The organism is Nocardia sp. GP40 (genome assembly GCF_050434125.1).
GTDB lineage: Bacteria > Actinomycetota > Actinomycetes > Mycobacteriales > Mycobacteriaceae > Nocardia > Nocardia albiluteola.
On record NZ_JBNPVW010000010.1, the window covers coordinates 298,422 to 315,615 of the forward strand.

12 protein-coding genes are annotated in these 17,194 nt (G+C 70.5%); 11 read left to right on the plus strand and 1 reads right to left on the minus strand.

The genetic code is table 11. The features are described 5' to 3' along the window. Positions 1-328: 328 nt before the first annotated feature. The 11 genes from ABH933_RS28885 (at position 329) to ABH933_RS28935 (ending at position 16,313) form a co-directional block, all read left to right on the plus strand. On the plus strand, positions 329-1,237 hold the full coding sequence (locus ABH933_RS28885; protein ID WP_429413300.1) for a hypothetical protein: 909 nt from the start codon (positions 329-331) through the stop codon (positions 1,235-1,237). After that, complete coding sequence (locus ABH933_RS28890; protein ID WP_429413302.1) at positions 1,228-1,632, plus strand: pilin; 405 nt, start codon at positions 1,228-1,230, stop codon at positions 1,630-1,632. The genes ABH933_RS28885 and ABH933_RS28890 overlap by 10 nt, the downstream gene beginning before the upstream one ends. Then, complete coding sequence (locus tag ABH933_RS28895; RefSeq protein WP_429413304.1) at positions 1,629-3,527, plus strand: hypothetical protein; 1,899 nt, start codon at positions 1,629-1,631, stop codon at positions 3,525-3,527. The genes ABH933_RS28890 and ABH933_RS28895 overlap by 4 nt, the downstream gene beginning before the upstream one ends. Then, entirely contained in the window at positions 3,524-6,613 is a 3,090-nt protein-coding gene (locus ABH933_RS28900) for a PrgI family mobile element protein (RefSeq protein WP_429413306.1), read from the plus strand. Before ABH933_RS28895 ends, ABH933_RS28900 begins: the two co-directional genes overlap by 4 nt. Next, complete coding sequence (locus ABH933_RS28905) at positions 6,610-9,198, plus strand: type IV secretory system conjugative DNA transfer family protein (protein ID WP_429413308.1); 2,589 nt, start codon at positions 6,610-6,612, stop codon at positions 9,196-9,198. The genes ABH933_RS28900 and ABH933_RS28905 overlap by 4 nt, the downstream gene beginning before the upstream one ends. Positions 9,199-9,309: 111 nt before the next feature. Beyond that, a complete protein-coding gene (locus ABH933_RS28910) occupies positions 9,310-10,353 on the plus strand; it encodes a replication-relaxation family protein (RefSeq protein ID WP_429413310.1) in 1,044 nt (347 codons plus the stop codon). Next, positions 10,353-11,366, plus strand: coding sequence for a C40 family peptidase (locus ABH933_RS28915; protein ID WP_429413312.1), 1,014 nt, complete (start codon positions 10,353-10,355; stop codon positions 11,364-11,366). Before ABH933_RS28910 ends, ABH933_RS28915 begins: the two co-directional genes overlap by 1 nt. Before the next feature lie 966 nt (positions 11,367-12,332). After that, positions 12,333-13,073, plus strand: a complete 741-nt coding sequence (locus ABH933_RS28920; RefSeq protein ID WP_429413314.1) for a helix-turn-helix domain-containing protein — start codon at positions 12,333-12,335, stop codon at positions 13,071-13,073. Between the two features lie 98 nt (positions 13,074-13,171). Beyond that, entirely contained in the window at positions 13,172-14,029 is an 858-nt protein-coding gene (locus ABH933_RS28925; protein ID WP_429413316.1) for a hypothetical protein, read from the plus strand. Between the two features lie 101 nt (positions 14,030-14,130). Further along, on the plus strand, positions 14,131-14,517 hold the full coding sequence (locus ABH933_RS28930; protein WP_429413318.1) for a hypothetical protein: 387 nt from the start codon (positions 14,131-14,133) through the stop codon (positions 14,515-14,517). Between the two features lie 326 nt (positions 14,518-14,843). Beyond that, positions 14,844-16,313 carry a cutinase family protein gene (locus ABH933_RS28935; protein WP_429413320.1) on the plus strand — a complete coding sequence of 490 codons (1,470 nt, stop codon included), beginning with the start codon at positions 14,844-14,846 and terminating at the stop codon, positions 16,311-16,313. Positions 16,314-16,434: 121 nt separating this feature from the next. Here ABH933_RS28935 and ABH933_RS28940 read toward each other — a convergent pair whose 3' ends face one another. Then, positions 16,435-17,127, minus strand: a complete 693-nt coding sequence (locus ABH933_RS28940) for a TRADD-N-associated membrane domain-containing protein (protein ID WP_429413322.1) — start codon at positions 17,125-17,127, stop codon at positions 16,435-16,437. Positions 17,128-17,194: the final 67 nt, after the last annotated feature.

Sequence of the window (17,194 nt, forward strand, 5' to 3'; positions counted from 1 at the left end):
CCCGATCTCCGAATTCGGCACATTTTCTTGCCTACCCGGAATCTGCGCGGTGCGGCGTTCCTGTGGCATGGCCCGCGTGGCCGCCACACGCCCGCCACACCGCGATTTCACAGCAGGTAGGCCCCTGTTTCACGGACGAGGCTCGGCGGCTGGTCCGGCCTTGACTCGGTAGGGACGAATCGGAGGTTAATTCGGGCGTGAATGTGTCTCGAGGTTGTTGTGTGCGTGTGGTGAATGTGGCGTGAATGTGTTCTGAGGTCGCCGTGTGGATATCGGCTTCTTTCCTGGCTCGGTCGATTTGTTTTTCACCGAGCACGGGAGTTGCACGATGCCGAATTCGCCCACACCCACTGTCTGGACCCCGACTCCGCTGGGGATGATCCGGGACCGATTCACCCGCCTGGCTGCGTACCGGGTTCCGGGCTTGCCGCCGGGCTGGGACCAGCTCGGGGCGGGGGTGCTCGCGCCGCGGCTGATGGACCCCGGGGTCCCGATCAGCGAGTTGGATGCGGTGTGGGCGCAGCTGATCGGCCATGCCCGCACCGGCGAGGAGAGCGCGGTGCTGGTGTGTGCGGGCGCGGCGTTGCCGATGCTGTCCTCGATCTCGAAGATGTTGTGCGGGCACCCGGTGTACCGGGCGGACACCGAGTCGATGACGATCCTGGGTTTCCTGGAAGCCCTCGAGGCTGTGGATATCGAGCGGCCGTATGTGGCGTACCGGTTGCGGTGGGCCACCTTCCACCGCACCTGTATCCCGATCCGCGAGCGCCGCGCCGCGCCGTCCCCAGCCGACTGGTTCGGTGAACACGAACCCACGCCCGCGTCCGGGGTGATCATCTCCTCCCCGCACGGGCACCCGGACCTGCTGCTCGCGATGGCGGTCGAGGAGGGAGTACTCAGTGCGGCCGAGGCCGGGTTGATCACCGACACCCGCCTCGAGCACCACAAGCTGGTCCAGCTCGCTCCCGAGACCGGTGTGCCGTACCAGACGCTGGCCAAGCGCCGCCGCCGCGCCGAGCAACGCCTGGCGGTGTGGCTGCGCGAGCGCATGGCCGAGCAGCCGAGGTTGACCGCGGTGGAACGAGCGGTCCTGGACGGCCTGGCCCCGTCCGGCGACCGGCATCGCTCGGCGGCCCTGGTGTCCAGAAACCGGCCTGGGGCAGGAGTCCTGTCAGTGCCGAAGTCCGCTTCCCGCGCGGATGTCCCCTCGCACGAACAGGCACGCCGATGCGCATGATCCCCCGCACCCCCGCCACCCCGACCCCACCCCGCCACACCACCGGTGCCCGCCGCCCCAGCCGCCGCACCCGGATCCTCTTCGCAACCGCCGCCGTGGTGGTCGTGGCCGTGTGTGCGACAGCGGGCCCGGCCGCCGCCGCACCCGTCGTGCTGGCCGAGGTCGCCTCGCTCAACCAACTCGCCGACAACGTCAGGAACTGGCTCGTGGCGATCCTGGCCACGATCGCGACGGCCTACCTCACCATCGGCGGCGTCCGCTACCTGCTCTCGGGCGGGGATGCCGGCGAGGCCGAACGAGCCAAATCCGCCATCCGCTCCGCGATGATCGGGTACTGCCTGGCCATCCTGGCCCCGGTCGTCGTCGCTGTCCTCAAGTCACTCGTGGGGGCATGACCATGCCTGCCCTCGTCTCGATCCGCCCCGATCATCGCGGCCGAGCCCGGCGGATACGCCGCTACGGGCTGGCCGCGGTGCTGGTCGGCATGCTGCTAAGCGCAGGCGCGGCCACCGGGTCGGCGGCCCCACCACCGACGACACCGGCACCGCCACCAATGGTCACCGCCCCGGCCGTCCCGGCCCCGAATACGACTGCAGCGCCGACTCCTGCGGCACCGACGCCACCGCCAACGACCGCCCCCGAGCCGCCGCCGGGGCAACCCTGCCCGCAAACCCCCGACGGGTGCGCCGCGCCGCCGGGTGGTGAGCAGAGTCCCGGTGCTGCACCCGAACCCGAGTGCGGGTTGGACAACATCAGCGGCTGTGTGGTGAAGGCGATGGACGGATTCTTCTCCGCGGTGGTGTCCTCAGCGTTGAATCCGTTGCTGGAGCTGTTGTCCAAGACGTTGCTGACCACCCCGGACCCGGCGAGCGTGCCGGAGGTCGGGAAGTTGTGGGGCTCGTCGTGGCAGATCACGTTGACCGTGTACGGGCTGCTGGTGATGGCCGCCGGGATCCTGGTGATGTCGTATCAGACCCTGCAATCGCGGTGGTCGCTGCGCGAGATCGCCCCGGGCGTGGTGATCGGGATGCTCGCGGCCGGTTTGAGCTCGACCGGGGCCAACCAGGCCGTGCGCGCGGTGAACGCCCTCTCGGTCGCGGTCGCCGGGAACGGCACCGATCCGGACTCGGCCGCGAAGGCGCTGCGGGAAAAACTCACCTCCTACGACACCAGCCCGTCTGGGACGTTCACGCTGCTGCTGTCGCTGGTGCTGGTGGTGCTCGTGGCCGCGTTGCTGGCCGGGTACGTGATCCGGGTCGCGACCACGATCGTGCTGGTCGTCGCCGCCCCGCTGGCGCTGATGTGTCACGCGCTGCCGGTCACCGAGCCGATCGCGCGCTGGTGGTGGCGTTCGATGGCCGCGTGCCTGGCTATCCAGGTCGTGCAGAGCCTGACCTTGATCACCGCCACCCGCACGTTCCTGACCTCCGGTAACTGGAATGTGTTCGGCACCACCCAGTCCGGGTCGGTGAACCAGCTCGTGTCGATCGCCATGGTGTGGCTGCTGGTGAAGATCCCGTTCTGGATGCTCTCGGTGCTCAAGATCCGCTCCGGCGGGCATTCCATGGTCGGCGGGATGATCCGCAGTTACCTGATGTACAAGACCTTCGGACTGCTCGGCAAAGGCGGCAAGCGACCGAAGAGGCCGCCGCGCCGCACGCCCGGCAAGCCCGATATTTACGACCAGGCCGAAACCCTCCCGGACGGGCAGATGATGCTGCCACTGCGGGGCCTGAAATTCGTTGCCCCGAAACCGGAACCGAAGCCACCGCGCCTGGCGAAACCGTCGTCGAAGAACCTGGGTAAGCAGCTGGCCCTGGACTTCGATACTCCCGCCCCGCCGCTGCCGCCCGAGGCACCCCGCCCCGAGGGCCAACTGGCCCTGTTCTACGCCACCCCGGTCACCAAACCCCCCACCCGCCGCCGACCGTCGTCCTCGGCGAAGGCTCCCCGAGCGGGTAAGGGCCGCACCGAGGCGACGCCGGCGAAGCGGCCTGCGAAGGGCCGTCAGCTGACCTTGCGGTTCCCGCCCGCCCAACCAACGGTCTCACGCACGCCCCGAGTCGCTTCCCGGCCCGCGGACCCGACCCCGAAGTCCACCGCCGACGGCCAATATTTGCTGCCTTTCGACGTCACGAAGGTCAAGAAACCACCGTCCCCGCCTGCGCCGGTGTGGATCGCGCCGCCCGCCCAACGCCGCGCCGGTCGCCAGCTGCACATCCCTTATCCCGACCTGCCCGTGCGCCGCCGCCGACGCGGCCCCGACACCACCGGAGGTGGGCTCCGATGAACTCCTACCGTGTTCCCTCGGATGTGGACCGGCCCGACCGGATCTGGGGCCCGTTCACCGCCCGACATCTGGCCCTGCTCGCCGCGCCCGGCCTGGTGCTGGCGCTGGGGTGGGCGGGCACCCGCACCGTGCTGCCGACCCTCGTGTTCGCCGCGGTGGCCACACCGCTCGCGGCGGTCGCGGTCGCGGTCGTGCTGTCCGCCCGCGACGGCCTGTCCGGAGACCAACTCATCGCGGCCGGGCTCGCGCACCACCGGCGCGCCAAGCACCTGACCGCCACCCACCCCGACGGCGCCCTGGGCCCGCCGGTCCCGGGCTGGCTGACCGCGCACACCACCGGGCCGCGCCCACCGACGGCGCACCCGATCACCCCCGAGCACGCCCCGCTGCCGAGGGCAATCGACTCGGGCACCGGGGCCGGGAGCGGGGTCGGGGTGCTCGATCTCGGCCCGGAAGGGCTCGCGGTGATCGCGGCGGCGACCACCATCAACCTGAGCCTGCGGACCCCGGCCGAGCAGGCCGGGGTAGTGGACACCCTCGCGGGCTACCTGCATGCCCTGCCCGGCGCCGGAGTGCAGATACTTTTGCGTTCGGTCCGCCTGGATGTCACCGGCCACATCACCACCCTGCGCACCGCCACCGAAGCCATGTCCCCGGAGCTGGCCGAGTACGGGCGTGACCACGCCCGCTATCTGGGGGAGCTGGCCGACGACCAGGCCACCGCCGCCCGCCAAGTGCTGCTGGTGTGGCGCGAACCCCTGGACCCCCTGGACCGCCTGACGGGCCCGCTCAGCAGCCTGTCCGCGCGAGGCCGCCGCGATCGAGACCTCGCCGCCGGGGCCCGCCACGCCGCCGGGGCCCGGCTACTCGCACGGGTCGCCGAGGCCACCGACCTGCTCGCCCCGATCGGTATCGGAGTCCGCGCGCTGGCCTGCGAGCAAGCCGCTGCGGTGCTGACCAGCTGCACCAATCCCGCCCGCCTCGTCCCCCACACCGCGCCCGAGGCCGCCGGCGCGGACGAGATCATCACCACCGGGCACGGGGAGTTCACCGGCATGCACCTGGACACCACCCCCACCGACGATCACGACGACTCCGCCGAGACGACCCAGGCGGCCCCGCACCCGGGCGCGGGCGGCCGACGGCGGCGGGCCCGGCGGGGCGGGCGGGTTCGGTTCGCGCCCGAGTCGTTGACGATCTCGACCCGGCACCTGCAGGTCGGTTCGGACTTCGTGGCCACGATCGCGGTCACCGGGTACCCGCGCGAGGTCACCCCCGGCTGGCTCACCCCCCTGACCGGCTTCTCCGGGCGCGTGGACATCGCGATGCACATCGAACCCGTCGACCCCCACCTCGCCGCGACACGGTTACGCCGCCAGATCGCCCGCCTCGAATCCAGTCTCGCTTCAGCGGCGGCGCACAACCGGGTCGGTGACCCCGCGGTGGAAGTGGCCGCCGAAGACGCCGCGGCCCTCTCAGCCCAGCTCGCCCGGGGCGAATCGAGGTTGTTCCGGGCCGGGCTGTATCTGACCGTGCACGCGGACTCCGAACGCGAACTCACTGGACAAGTCTCCGCATTGCGGACCCTGGCCGCGAGCATGCTGATCGAGACCTGCCCGCTGTCCTACCGCGCCGTGGAGGGCTGGACCGCGACCCTGCCGCTGGGTATCGACCCGGTGCGCGTGCATCGCACCTTCGACACCCACGCCCTGGCCGCCGCGGTGCCGTTCGCCTCCGCCCAGCTCCCGCCACCGGATCCGATCTCCACCACCCCGGCGGGGGTGTTGTACGGGCGCGACGGCGCGGCCGGGCTGCTGTTCCACGACCGCTTCGGCGCACCGATGCACAACCACAACGAAACCATCCTCGGCCAATCCGGCGCCGGAAAGTCCTACCTGGTCAAAACCAGCATCTTGCGGTCGCTGTATCGAGGGATACAGGCCATCGTGATCGACCCCGAAGACGAGTACGCGGCCCTGTGTGACGCGGTCGGCGGCACCCATGTGCGCCTGGGAGCCCCGGGAGTGTGCCTCAACCCGCTCGACCTGGACATCCACGTGTCCCCGACCGGGCGGCGTACTGCTCCCGCCGACGCCCTCACCCGGCGGAAACTGTTCCTGCACACCGTGATCGAGGTCCTGCTCGGCGACCAAACCCCCGCCCAACGCGCCGCCCTCGATGCCGCACTGACCGCCACCTACACCGCCGCCGGAATCACCACCGATCCCGCGAGCTGGGTGCGTCCCGCCCCGACCTTGAGCCTGCTGCGCGGCGAGTTGGCCGCGACCGGGGATCCGGTCTCGGTGGACCTGGCCGCCGGGCTCGCCCCCTATGTCGCAGGGGGTGCGTTCGCTGGCCTGCTCGGCGGTGCCAGTACCCACCGCGCCCACGGTGCGTTGATCGTGTACTCGCTGCGCGAGCTGCCCGACGAGCTACGCACCATCGGCACCGTGCTGGCCCTGGACGCGACGTGGCGCCACGTCACCGACCCCGCCTCCCGGTGGCCTCGGGTGGTGGTCGTGGACGAAGCGTGGCTGCTGATGCGCCAGCCCGCTGGGGCGAGGTTCCTGTTCCGGCTCGCGAAATCCGCGCGCAAACACCTGGCGGGGTTGACCGTGGCCACCCAGGACGCCGCCGATGTGCTGGCCACCGACCTCGGCAGGGCGATCGTCGCGAACGCCGCCACCCAGATCCTGCTTCGGCAAGCCCCGCAGTCAGTCGACCAGGTCGGCGACGCCTTCACCCTCTCCGCCGGAGAACGCCGGTTCCTGACCACCGCCCCCAGGGGAGTCGGTCTCCTGTCGGTCGGGGCGCAGCAGCGGACCGTGTTCGCCTCCCTGGCCTCCCTCGCCGAACACGAACTCGCCACCACCTCACCCGAATACGACCTACCCGAGGGCGATGGCACCAGCTACCTCGACCTCGGTGGCGACCCCGAGAACACCCACATCGACCTCGGCGCCGAGGTCGACCTCGACCACGTCGGCGACCAGGACGCCGGCACCGCCCCCGACGCCCTCGCCGCCGCCCACGGCGAAGACCTCACCGACTCCGACGCCCCCTTCGTCCAGGAGACCGACCGATGACCCCGACTGCCCGCCACACCCAGAACACGCCCAGCCCTGGCACCGGCGGCGGGGTGATCGGACACCTGCTCACCCACCCTGCCTTCCCTCTTGCGCACCTGCTCGGTTTCGTCGAACAGCACGCGATCGGGCTGGCCGCCGCCCTCGTCGCCACGGTCACCGGTCTGTACGCGGTCACCGAGCAGGTGCGTCACGGTCGCGAACATCGGTGGGCGGTCGGGGCGCGGGAGGTGGAGATCCTGGTTCCGCCGCACGTGGCCCCCGACAGCGCGCAGGTGTTGTGGGAGCACCTGCACGGCGCGATCGCGCGCCGCTGGTGGCAACGCTGGTGGTCCGGACAACACGCGCTGGGGTTCGAGTACCGCATCGCCCCCGGGGACGGGGCCGCGATCCGGGTGTGGGTGCCCTCGGGTGTGCCGCCGGACCTGGTGGAGAACGCGATCACCGTGGCCTGGCGCGGGGCCCGCACCCGCACCCGCCCCGCCACATCCCCCCTTCCGGCCGCCCCGCCCGGGCAGCGGAACCTGATCGCCGCAGGCCAGCTACGGCTCGCCGATCACGACCGGTTCCCGATCAGCACCGACGGCCCCGGCGACACCGTCGCCGCCCTGATCGGTGCCGCCTCGGGAATGGAGCCCGGCACCAGCGTGTGTGTGCAGGTCCTGGCCCGCCCCGCCCCCACCCGCCGCCGCACCCGACACACCCGCAGCGGCGGTGGACCGGCTGCGGCGGCGTTGCTGGCGTTCCTGGGGGCGCTCGTGCGGGAGTTCGTCGGCCTGTTCGTCCCCGGCCCGGCCCATTCGGCGAGCACCACCGCGCGGGCGGGCACCCGCTATCGGTCGGGGGATCGGCAGGTCAGCCTGGAGCAGTCCGCCCGCGATCATGCTGCTGCGGCCAAGGCCCGAGGGCCTGCGTGGGCCACGATCGTGCGGTACGCGGTCACCGCGCCCGTGCCCGTCGACGCCGACCGTGATCACCGAGCCCGGGTGCAGGCGATGGTGCGGGGGCGGGCCCTGTCGGTGGCCTCCTACCTGTCGGGGGCCTCGGGATTCAACCACTACCGGCGCCGCCGCATCCTCGGGGCGGCGGAGGCGCTCACAGCTCGCCGGCTACGGCGAGGCGACCTGCTGTCGAGCCCGGAGCTCGCGGTGCTCGCGCACCTGCCCGCCGACACCGCGATCGCGGAGATCCACCGCGCCGGAGCCCGCGCCCTGGCACCCACCGAGGCCCTGTCCGCAGGCGGGCCGGGCACCAAACCCCTCGGCCACGCCGACGCGATGCGCGAACGCACCGTCGCGCTGCGGGTCGCTGATGCCCGCCACCACGTCCACGTGATCGGCCCCACCGGCTGCGGCAAATCCACCCTCCTGGCCCGGATGATCCTCGCCGACGCCGAGGCGCAGCGGGGCCTGGTCCTGATCGACCCCAAGGGCGATCTAGTCACCGACATCGTCGCCCGCCTCCCACATGACGCCGGTGACCGGGTGGTGCTGTTCGACGCGGACTCCCAGGCCCGGCCGCCGTGCATCAACCCCCTGGACTTGACCTCGTTCGGTGGGGACCTCGATCAGGTCGTGGGCAACATCGGCAGCGTCTTCGCCCGGATCTACCACCAGTATTGGGGCCCGCGCACTGACGACCTGTTCCGCAACGCCCTCACCACCGTCCTTGCCCAACCCCGCCGCCCCACCACCGGGGCCCAACCCCGCCCCGCCACCCTGATGGACGTGGCCCGCCTCCTGACCGAGGACGCCTTCCGCGCCCGGCGCGTCGCGGACGTGGAAGACCCCATCCTGCACGGGTTCTGGAACAGCTTCGAAGCTCTCGGGGAGACCGGCCGCGCGCAGCTGACCGCCCCGCTGATGAACAAACTCCGCCAACTGCTGATGCGCCCCTTCGTCAAGGCCACCCTCGCCGCCGGGCCCGCCACGGTCGATGTGCGCGCGCGCCTCGATGGCGGCGGCATCGTGCTGGCACGCCTGCCCAAGGGCCGCCTGGGCGAGGACACCACCCGCCTGCTCGGCGCGCTGCTGGTCGCCCGGACCTGGCAAGCCGCGACCTCCCGCACCGACATCCCCGAAAGCCAACGCCGGGACGCGGCCCTGTACCTGGACGAGTTCCACAACTTCCTGCACACCAAAACCCCCATCGACGAGATGCTCGACGAGGCCCGCGCGATGCGACTGTCGATGGTGCTCGCGCACCAGAACCTGGGCCAGCTCAATCCTGTACTGCGCGAAGCGATCTCCGCCAACGCCCGCACAAAGATCTACTTCGCGACCTCACCCGAGGACTCCCGCGACCTGGCCCGCCACACCACCCCCCACCTGAGCGAGCACGACCTGGCACACCTGGACGCCTACCACGCCGCCGCCCGCCTCATCGTCAACGGACAGAACACCACCCCCTGCACCCTGGCCACCGACCCCCTCCCCCCGCCAATCCCGGGCCGAGCCCGAACGATCCGCGCCGCCGCCCGCACCCACACCACCCCCGCCGCGCGCAAGCACCTCCCGCCGGTGCCCACACCTGGCCTGCGAACCCCGACACCGCAGATCCCGCACCGAGACCCCCGCCGTTCGTGAATCCCGCTACCACACACCAGCTTCCGGTGTTCCCCGCTTCACGGCCCCCCTGCGACCGCCCGCACCGCGCCTGCCGTGCTCGCCCGCTCCCGAATGGAGGTGTCATCTCCGATGACTCGCATCCCCCGATCTCCCGCCACCGCACCCGCCAGGCGTGCCCCCGCAGGTGCGCGCACAGGTCCGGCCGGGCCCACGCTGGCCGGGAAGGCCCACCTGGCGTCCATCCTCACCGCGCGGGACCGGTGGCTGCTGGGAATGCTGTACGAGCATCGGGTGCTAACCGGCCCGCAGATCAGCGCCCTGGCGTTCACCGGGCCCCGCCGGGCCCGCACCCGCCTGCTCGAGCTGTACCGGGCCGCAGTTATCGACCGATTCGCGCCCTACCGCACGCTCGGCACCGCGCCCTCGCATTGGATCCTGACCCCCGCCGGAGCCGCCATCCTGGCCGGTGAACACGGCCTGGCTGTCCGCGAGCTGCTGTGGCGTCACGACCGCGCCCTGGCCATCGCCCACAGCATGCACCTGCAACACGACATCGGCGTCAACGACTGGTTCACCACCCTCGCCACTTCCGGCGGCGCGTTGAGTGCGTGGTGGTCCGCGACCCGCTGTGCCCGCCTCTGGGGAGACCTCGCCCGCCCCGACGGCTACGGCCGCCTCGACCCCCCACCCAACACACCCGCCGGATCCGGCGGGGTGGAGTTCTTCCTCGAATACGACTGCGGCACAGAATCACTCACCCAACTCTGCAACAAAATACCCGGGTACGCGAACCTGACCGCGGCAACCGGGATCACCACTCCGATCCTGATCTGGCTGCCCACCAGCACCCGCGAGGCCAACGCCTGCACCGCCCTCGCCAAAACCGTTGCCGCCCTCGACAACCCCGACGCGGTCCCGATCGCGACCGCCGCCGCCGACCACACCCGGAGCTCAGGTCCGGCCGCACCGGTATGGCTGCCGCTGCACCCCACCCCGAACCACGTCCATCCCGGGCCCCGCCGGAGGCTCGCGCAGCTGCCCGCCGCCTGGCCGCACCTTGCCGCCCCTACCCTGGCTCCCGCCCCAACCGGCGACGAGGCGGACACGGTGGTGGATCGGCGGGTGGTAATCCCCGCGCCGCCCCCGCGCCCGCCCCGCGAAGGCGGACGGTGATGCTGGGCGCAGCCCTCGGCGCGGCGGGCGCACTACTGACCGTCGTGTGTATCGGCGCGTTCACCGTCACCGTCGCCGCTGTCGACTCCGCCCGGCCGCACACCGCGGTGACCGCGCCCGCCCCGGGGACCGGGCAATCGGCCCCGAGTCCGGACGCGGTCTCCGACATCCCGCCGACCATGCTCACTTTGTATTGGCAGGCCGCCTCGGACTGCCCCGGACTGGACTGGACGATCCTGGCCGGCATCGGGAAAGTCGAGACCGACCACGACCGAAGCCGCCTTCCCGGCGTCCTGGACGGCGAGAACAGTGCGGGCGCAGCAGGGCCGATGCAATTCCTGGCTCCCACCTTCGCCTCGGTCACCACCCGCCACCGGCTCCCCGCGGGCGGGGCGAGCCCGCCCTCGCGGTACAACCCGTCGGACGCTGTTCATGCCGCCGCGTTCTACCTGTGCGACTCGGGTGCACCCACCGACCTGCACCGCGCCCTCTACACCTACAACCACGCCGACTGGTATGTGCAGCAGGTTCTCGACCAGGCCGCCCGCTACCGCACCACCCCACCACCCGCATCGCCTGGTTCCGGCGACTGCCAGCACCTCCCGGCCACCGACCCGACCGCGGCCACCGTACTCGCGTTCGCGTGCGCACAGCTGGGACAACCCTATGTGTGGGGAGGCAACGGACCCCGCGCCTCGGGCGGCTGGGACTGCTCCGGACTGACTACCGCCGCCTACGCCGCCGCCGGAATCGCCCTACCCCGCACCGCCGCCGACCAATACCACGCCACCACCCCCATCCCCGAAAACCGGATCCAGCCCGGGGACCTGTTGTTCTACGCGAACCCGAAAGACGGAATCCACCACGTCGCCCTCTACCTCGGCAACGGAGAAATGATCGACGCACCCGACTACGGGCAAAAAGTCAGAATAGAAAGGTACCGATACCCGAAAGACGACTTCCTGTCCGCAGGCCGAGTATTCACACGTAATCTCGCAGGTTCTCATGCCTGAGGGCGTGCAGGCAGCTACGGATACTCTAGGGCATTCTCGCCAGTTCGGCAGCGAGCAGGGTTGAAAGAAAACGTGCGTTGTGTTGGGGATCGCTTGACATTCGACCCGTGACGAGCGTCCATGTATGTGGTGCCCCGCTACCCCGGAATTGCGTGACGCAATCCGCGTGCGGGATGCCGTCCCGGCCGGGACATGACCGACCACCATTACCTGAATGGGAAACATCATGTCCACCCCTGCAACAACCACACCCGCGACACACGGCACCGCCGACGCGCACCACACCGGGGACACCCGGAAACCGGGGGCGCACCGATGAAAAACAACACCACGCACGACGAAGACGGCGCGATTCGGAAGGGCGCGAAGGTGTCGGGCAATGCGTACGTTTCGGTACGACTGCGAGACACGAATTCCAAGGCCGAGAAGATCCTTTTCAGGTCACCCGACAAGTGCAACCACGAGGCCACGATATGCCGCGACTGCGCGGAATCGTGGAGCTGGGACCACACCATCGGTTTCGACCGCACGGCCGCTGGCCGACGGTTGCGCGCCGAAATCGAGGCCCATACACAACCGAGCGCCGAGCTGTCGCCGAGGCCCACCATGACCGACGCCTCACCCATCGCCCGATGCGCCGCACCGGCCGATAGCAATTCCGTCAATTCGCCCCACACGCCAGACTCGTAAACAGGCTCGCGCTATCCGGCCCATCGTGGGCCGGATAGCGTGGGGCACTGCTATTCATTCCCCGCAATGGATACGCCCCATTGTCGGCGAAAATACAAGACGGGTGTCTTGTTTCGGTTTCGGCTTGACATTCGCGCGGGTGACGAGCGTCCATGTATGTGGTTCCCCGGAAAATTCCTGGAATTGCGGCGGCAACGCCGCTATCCGGGGGGCCGTCCCGGCCGGGGCATGACCACCCATCCCTATCGAATTCCCTACCCATGTGACGGAGATGTCATGTCCAAAAAACCACGATCGAAAAACAACGCCAACGATGCCGTGTTACGCGACGCATTGGCCGCCACCCCGGGGGCCACGGTCAGCGAGCTGGCATTCGACGCCGGAATGAGCGTGTCCACCGCCCGCGCCATCCTGAACACGATGGCCGAGAACGGCACCGCCACACGTGCCGCCGACCCCGACGCGCCCCGCCCCCTGTACCGGTGGACCCTGACCGACACCACCGCACCCGACACCGACACCACACCCGCACCGCCCGCCCCGAAGGGCGCGGGCCCCGCATCGGGCCGGGGCCGCAGCGGGGCGGCGGCACGGGCGCGGCGTACCCGGACCACGACCGGCACCCCACCCGCGCCGACCGATCCGGCACCGGCATCACCGGACACCGACACCACCCCCACCAGCCCCGTACCGGCCGGGCCCGCGACCGCCCCGGCGGGCGCAGCCGGTACCGCCGCTGTAGCGACCGCGAACACCGGGGACGCTGCGGCGACGGCACCGGTGGTGGAGAAGCTGCCTTCGGGTGCGCTGCGGGGAATGGTCGAGAGCCATCTGCGGGAAAATCCCGGGCAGGCGTTCAGCCCGACCGCGCTCAAGCACGCGCTCGAGCTCGAGCACGCGCCCCGGACGCTGTCCAGCGGCGCGATCAACAACGCGCTGGAGAAACTCACCGCCGACAAGGTCGCGGTCCGCACCAGCGACACACCAAAGAAGTGGGCACTGGCGGCGGACGCATGAGCCCCCAACACGCACCGAGCATGCGCCCGGCCCTGCCTCCCGCACCGTTCCCCCGACCCGACATCTGCTGCGCCACACCACGAATCGAGGTTTCCGCCATGACCACATCGCATCCCGAGTTCGGCTCTGCGTCCAATCCCGGGTCCCTGTGCGAGCCGATCCCGCACTTGCTCGCCGCCCGTGACCGGGCCGTGCACGAGGGGAACCTGGCCCGCGCGCTGGAGCTGGACAACGAGCTGGAAGATCTTGTGCAGCCCGGGAACTGGGCCCGCCGTACATGCTGGCCGTGCGGGAGATGGGCCGACCACGTCCACGAACCCGCCACCGGGGCCCGCATGCTGGTCGACGGTGAGCACCCGGTGTCCGAGTACCACACCACCACCGCCCTGCACGTGTTCGCCCTGGCCGCGACCGCGCTGCCGCACCAGTGGACCGACACCTACTCCGCCGCGCAGGTCGTCATCGATTTCGGGCCCTACCGGTACACGGTGACCGTCCACACCGGCACGGGCGGCACCACCCCGGACCGTCACCAGCGGGCCCGCGCGGTGTACATCAGCCAGTGCCAGCACCGCCTGTCGGGGCAGGCGCGGGCGTTCCCGGTCATCCACGCCCCCGAGCACCAGGCCGCCACGATCATCACCGCCTACCGATACGCGGTGCACGTGTGCGCGGGCCCCACCCCGCCCGCGCCCGCTGCGCCCCCTGCGTCTGCTGCGACGGACGGTGTCGAGGATCCCGACGAGCTGCTGCGCCGGTTCCACATCCTGCAAGCCGAGATCGACGCCGAACTCGACGGCGGTAGCGACGCCACCGATCCGGCCGGGGACGGTGAGCACCGCGACCGCCTGGCCGCGCTGCACCGCGACGCCAGCGAACTGATGGACGCCATGGACACCCACCTGCGCGGCGGGGGCGAACTGCCCCGCGCGTGGGCGGCGGACCTGACCGCCTGACACCCCCAGCTCACCCCCTGCCCGGTCTACCGCCGGGCGGGGGGTGAGTCCGTTCATCATCGTTGCCCGGCATCGTCCGGACAGCGCACGAGGAGAAGGTTATGTACGAGAGGTTGACCGCCCGGTTGGACGAGTCCTACACCGTGCTCGGCACCGCGAACCGGGTCACCCGGATCCGTGAGCACGTGTTCACCGTGGTGCCGCCGGAACGGTGCGCGCACACCACCGGCCGCACGATCTGCGCCCGGTGCGCCGGGGATAGGCAGATCGATTACCAATTCCCCGACCCGTTCCCGTTCCCGCGCATCACCGACCGGTGGACCATCAGTGACCTCGTGGCCACGGGCGCGCTACACGTCGGGGCCCAGCTCGAGATGACCGGCACCGACACCACGGCCGTGGTCACCGGCACCGGCGGGCTCATGCTGTCCGACGGGCGCGTCTTCGAGAACCCCTCGGCCGCCGCGAACGCGGTCCTGGGAACCTGAGCCCACCTGACCAACCACCGACGCCAGCGCGGGACATCCACGCGCGCACCTCCACCCCGGGCCCCGGTCACGGAATTTCGATTCCGTCACCGGGGCCCGCTGCCGTGCACCACCGTGCACGGGTCGGTAGTGCGGGGCGGTGAACGGCCCGCGCGGCCCCGTCCCGGCGATCATCGCCCGGGCCGGTGGCGGCGCGGTACCGACCGCCCGGCGGTGACGTGATTCCGGCGAATGTGTCCAATTCCCGGGTGTGAACAGGAGTCCTCTGACAGCGGAACCGTGCCGCGTTCTGTTGTCCGACACCTGTTGCACCCCCGGGAGTTTCGATGACCACCACACCACACGCCAGCACACCCCGCCGCGCCCGCCCGCACCGCTACCGGCGCGGGGTGAGCGGGGCGGCGGTGTGCGCTACCGCTGCGCTGGCGGCCGGTCTGTGCGCGGTCCCCGCGCCCGCCCTGGCCGCCCCCGTATCGGGGTGCGCGGCCACCACAGCGGTCCTGGTATCCGGGACCGGCGAAACCCGACCCGACGCCGACCCAGCCTCACCCTCGGGCATGCTGGGCCCGCTCGCGCACGCCCTGACCGCCCGCTACGGCACCGACCTGGCCACCAGGACCGTTGCGTACCCGGCCTCGATCACCCCGACCTACGCCGCCTCGGAAACCGCCGGAGGGCAAGCACTCTCATCGACACTGTCCTCACTCTGCCCGAGCACCCGCATCGTGGTGGTCGGCTATTCCCAAGGCGCGCAGGTCGCCGGGGACATCGCGACCCTCATCGGGCACGGGCAAGGCCCCGTGCCAGCATCACGAGTCCTCGCCGTCGGGCTCGTCGCGGACCCCCACCGAGCCGCCTCGACTCCTACCCTCGGAACCCCGGCCGCCGGCGAGGGCATCGAAGGACCTCGCATCCAAGACTTCGGCGCCCTCGCAGACCGGGTCCGCAGCGTATGCGCGGCCGGGGACCTCTACTGCTCGGTCTCCCCGCAAACCGACCCGGTCCTGACCAACCTCGGGCACGCGATCACCAGCACCCCCACCACAACTCCCGCCACCCAAGCCAGCACTGGCAGCGGCAGCGACTCGGTGCTGTCTCAGCTGTCCGGCACCGGCGGGGTTCTCGACGGCGTGAATGTGTCCTCGGTGATCGGGCAGGTCCTTTCGGTGCTGGCCGGAATGTCCAGCCTCGCGGCGAATCTGCCCGCGATCGGCGCGGACCTGGCCGCGCTGCCGCCACGGCTGCTCGCCGGGGATGTGAACGGCACCCACCAACTCGCCGGAGATTTGAACAACCAGTTCGCGCCTCTGGTCACCATGGCCTCACAGCTGGACCTGCACCTGATCGCCCGAATCCTGACCATCATCGCCCCCGCCGACACCAGCGGCCTCACCGCCGCCGCCGCGCAAATCGTGCAGATCCTCGCCGGAGTCGACGTCCCACGCCTCGCCTCGGACCTCGGTACCGCCCAGGAAACCGCCTGGACCGCGCTCAGCAAACTCACCGCCGGGGACCTCGTCGGCGCCGCCACGGTCCTCACCGGCCTGCTGCCCGTCGCCGCGGACCTCGCCGCCGTGGCCGCGAACGCGCTCACCGGCACCGCCGCCGCACCCCTGACCGCCCTCACCACCGCCAGCACCAACTCGACCGGTGCCGGGACCGGACTGGCCCAGCTCGCCAAACAGGGCAGCGACGCGGCCTCGTTCTTCGCCTCCGGAGTCCACCAGTCCGGATACACCTCCGGGATGAACGACCTCACCACCTGGCTGACCAGCCGCATCCCCGCCAGTCACTAACCCCACCCTCATGCCAGCTGTAGTTTCTCATGGCCGAGTTCGCTCTCTCAGTGCTAGTTCGCCTGTCGTTCGTTCGCGAACAATTGGCTACACGGCAGATTCGGCGAAAGGCAGCGGCAACTCAACTCCCTGGATCCAGCTGCCCCCTCTGCGAATTCTCCACGGGCTCTACCGGTTTCGGCTCCGCAGGCAAGTGTTTTGACAGATCGATCGGGTTCGGGCTCAGCCCGAGTTCATTCACCGCGGTGATCGCGAGCAACCGATCTCGCAGAACGGGGTTGTCCACCTTGCCGATCAGCGTCGTTGCCCGATCGAAGGATTGATCGGACTTCATATCCTGCCGAACGGTCGCCGCTTGCTCGGCCGCATGCTTGCGTGCCTTGTTGGCCTGCACAGCCATCGCTCCACCACACGTAGTGACCGCAATCCCCGCGACACCGGTCAGCAGCGGCACCACGGTCGAGGCGTGCGCGTTCGCGTGCACCACCGCCAAGGCCGCCCCGACCAACACAACTGCCATACCCGCTGTGGCGACGAGCATGCTCAAGATGAACGTCACCGTCGCCTGGGTCAGCGACTGCCCCAAGAACCGGAAGTAGTAGCGGGCGCGAAGATCCTCGGCCTCATACGGATACCCGTAGTCTGGAGAGGGAGGATAGGTGATATTGACGTGGGCGTTCTCGCCGTCGACAAAAACCTGCTGCGGTTGCTGGGGAGGGTACGCCGCGTACGGTTGCTGCGGAACGGAGTACGGCCACACCGGCTCTGTCGGCTGGTCGCTGTTCTCTTCGCCCCGCGGAGCATTACCGTCCATGTTGACGGTTCCAAGCCACCATCACTACATCAGGAACCTTCGATCGTCGCTTCGGCATCCGATCCCC

What these genes read in the sequence shown, in the direction of transcription:
- ABH933_RS28895 (WP_429413304.1), top strand. Translation starts at nt 1,629, where the DNA reads ATGACCATGCCTGCCCTCGTCTCGATCCGCCCCGATCATCGCGGCCGA.
- ABH933_RS28935 (WP_429413320.1), top strand. Translation starts at nt 14,844, where the DNA reads ATGACCACCACACCACACGCCAGCACACCCCGCCGCGCCCGCCCGCAC.
- ABH933_RS28920 (WP_429413314.1), top strand. Translation starts at nt 12,333, where the DNA reads ATGTCCAAAAAACCACGATCGAAAAACAACGCCAACGATGCCGTGTTA.
- ABH933_RS28890 (WP_429413302.1), top strand. Translation starts at nt 1,228, where the DNA reads ATGCGCATGATCCCCCGCACCCCCGCCACCCCGACCCCACCCCGCCAC.
- ABH933_RS28905 (WP_429413308.1), top strand. Translation starts at nt 6,610, where the DNA reads ATGACCCCGACTGCCCGCCACACCCAGAACACGCCCAGCCCTGGCACC.
- ABH933_RS28940 (WP_429413322.1), bottom strand. Translation starts at nt 17,127, where the DNA reads ATGGACGGTAATGCTCCGCGGGGCGAAGAGAACAGCGACCAGCCGACA.
- ABH933_RS28885 (WP_429413300.1), top strand. Translation starts at nt 329, where the DNA reads ATGCCGAATTCGCCCACACCCACTGTCTGGACCCCGACTCCGCTGGGG.
- ABH933_RS28925 (WP_429413316.1), top strand. Translation starts at nt 13,172, where the DNA reads ATGACCACATCGCATCCCGAGTTCGGCTCTGCGTCCAATCCCGGGTCC.
- ABH933_RS28900 (WP_429413306.1), top strand. Translation starts at nt 3,524, where the DNA reads ATGAACTCCTACCGTGTTCCCTCGGATGTGGACCGGCCCGACCGGATC.
- ABH933_RS28910 (WP_429413310.1), top strand. Translation starts at nt 9,310, where the DNA reads ATGACTCGCATCCCCCGATCTCCCGCCACCGCACCCGCCAGGCGTGCC.
- ABH933_RS28930 (WP_429413318.1), top strand. Translation starts at nt 14,131, where the DNA reads ATGTACGAGAGGTTGACCGCCCGGTTGGACGAGTCCTACACCGTGCTC.
- ABH933_RS28915 (WP_429413312.1), top strand. Translation starts at nt 10,353, where the DNA reads ATGCTGGGCGCAGCCCTCGGCGCGGCGGGCGCACTACTGACCGTCGTG.